The organism is Rhodobacter calidifons (assembly GCF_011174775.1).
In the GTDB taxonomy this organism is placed as follows: Bacteria; Pseudomonadota; Alphaproteobacteria; order Rhodobacterales; family Rhodobacteraceae; genus Tabrizicola; species Tabrizicola calidifons.
This window is the reverse complement of sequence record NZ_JAANHS010000056.1, coordinates 1-705: the sequence shown is the minus strand read 5'-3', so window position 1 is coordinate 705 and position 705 is coordinate 1. Positions and strand designations below refer to the sequence as shown.

The 705-nt window shown below is 66.8% G+C and carries 1 protein-coding gene; it reads right to left on the bottom strand.

The genetic code is table 11. From position 1 onward, the window contains the following. Positions 1-349 precede the first annotated feature (349 nt). Positions 350-628, bottom strand: a complete 279-nt coding sequence (locus G8O29_RS18190; protein ID WP_166404599.1) for a hypothetical protein — start codon at positions 626-628, stop codon at positions 350-352. Positions 629-705: the final 77 nt, after the last annotated feature.

Genomic DNA, 705 nt, shown 5'->3' with positions numbered 1-705 from the left:
TCTTCCTGAACACCGGCGCGACGGCCGCCGCCGTCGCCTACGACTGCGCCGGGGTCTACCTCGAGACGGATTTCTGACTGGCTACGACCGGACTGACGCCCATTGGACGCAGGCGCACCCCGACAACTTATGGAACTGCAAGTCGCGCCCCCTTGTCAGTTACCCTGGCTGGGAAATGTTCCCAGTTGTAGGAACCGCAAAGTCAGGCGGGCCCGAAGGCTTGGCCTCGCATTCCATCGGCGAATGGCCTCGGAGTGCGTGCCAACAGGTCCCACGCGCTGGCATTGCACGGAAACAACAGGACGTGCTGTTGCGTCAAAGCGCGGCGACGGCCGACACTGCTGCGCGTTCAACGCAGAAGCTGTGAAAGGTCCGCCGCTGCCACTTCGCTTGTCGGGCGGTGGATCAGCAAGACCCTCCGCGACATGTCGAAACCGAGGATGGTGATCTGCGTGGCCGGGCCGGGACAGGCGGCCTGGGTGCAGGGCAGTTCGTTCACGATCACCACCGCATCCGCGCCGAGGAGCGCCTGCACCAGCCGCCGGATGCGCCGTGCATGCCAGAGCCGCGCGGCCGCCCGTCGCAGGGCGCTTCCCTCACAGGGTTCTCCCCGCGCAGTCACGCTCACAGGGTGATCACCTGATCGGGCGGGTTGCCGGCAAGTGCGCCGTAGAGCTGCGGGAAGCAGCCGGCGACCACGCCCGG